We start from the raw sequence: 1,455 nt of genomic DNA on the forward strand, positions 1-1,455 counted from the left end.
TTTGTATATTAAATTACAGTCACTACCTTCTTTTGTTGAAAATTATATTGATTATACTCTAGCTAAGAATTTGTCTCCTTCCTCCCTGCTTGAATACACAAAGGATTTTAATTCATTATTATTATGGATGAGTAGTAAATTTCCGGAAGATATTAATCATCCTGCAGAAATCAAAATATATCATTTGGAATTAATTACTGTTGAGCATATTCAGAAATTTGAAAGCCATCTTCATGAGGTTGAACGATTAAAAACTCGAACTATTTCTAGGAGAATTAATGCAATACGTTCTTTATTTAACTACCTACATGATGTAGCAGAAAATGCTAATGGTGATCCCCTACTCAAAAGAAATATTTTTCGAAAAATAACTACTACTAGGGTGTCAAATGCTCTAACGGATGCGAGAGAAATCCAAACCAAAACTATCACTTCTACTGAAGCAGACGAATTTGTTAGTTATGTTAGATCACAGTATCGAGCAGACAATGCGACAAATCCTCAGGCGATTTGGAACTACAACTTAAATGGAATTCGTGATATTTGTATTATTAATCTGATGCTTCGAGTAGGATTACTGGTGAGCGATATTGTAAATCTGAATGTAAGCGATATAACGTTAAAAGATAAAGTAATCAGAATTTCTCGCCAATGGTCGGGACACAAGAGTTTTCATACAATTCTTTTCTGTGAGACAACAGCAGAGGATATAATTGCTTACCTTAATGTACGAATGGCTGTTTATCACCCGGATAAGTCTGAAGATGCTTTGTTTTTAACTATTCCTAATGGGCAAAGAGTTGGTAAGAGAATGACCAAAAGGGCTATACAAGAAATGGTTATTAAATACTCGAAAAAATACGGAGAAAATAAAATTACAACTCGACAATTGAGGCATTCCTTTGGAATTAAACATCAAAGACAAAACAGTGCTGTCGACACAAAAACACAACTCGCATTAAGAAATTTGGAAGGGACAGAGAAGTATCAGATACTTACAAAAATAATGGAATAAGAGAAGTTTCACTTTCACTCTTGAGCAAATATCCAGAAACAGGTAGGAATCCCTTCGGCAAATAGCGAAATATGTCTAAAAAAGCTGGAGGTCTTTGTACTATGTTTAATTCGCGATTAGAATTAATTACCGATGAAGGACTTTAGATTTGCAATCGAATGTGCCCTAGATGTTTCATTTTTATCAACTGATATCATTGGATGTGGTCTAATTAGCAGTTTCAATGACCAACTCGTGCAAGGAGTACTGTATCCGAGCCAAATTTAAGTTCTTAATTGAAAAGGCCATATCAACTGAGAGGATGGCCTAATTAATGTTTAATATTTACCTTATCATGTTCCCGTAATATATAGTCTCATTTAGCCAGAGCAAACTGCCCCTTATTTGTTCAACTATCGTTCCCCGTCCCTCAGTATTAAGGGTTTATCTCACATATACTC

At 34.4% G+C, this 1,455-nt stretch carries 1 protein-coding gene; it reads left to right on the forward strand.

Translation table 11 applies throughout. The features are described from left to right. Nucleotides 1-1,015 (forward strand): tyrosine-type recombinase/integrase (locus tag AC1DWN_RS33665; protein ID WP_477563174.1); only part of this gene is annotated, 1,015 nt, incomplete at its 5' end. Nucleotides 1,016-1,455: the final 440 nt, after the last annotated feature.

Source organism: Paenibacillus sp. P4_A7, assembly GCF_056402455.1.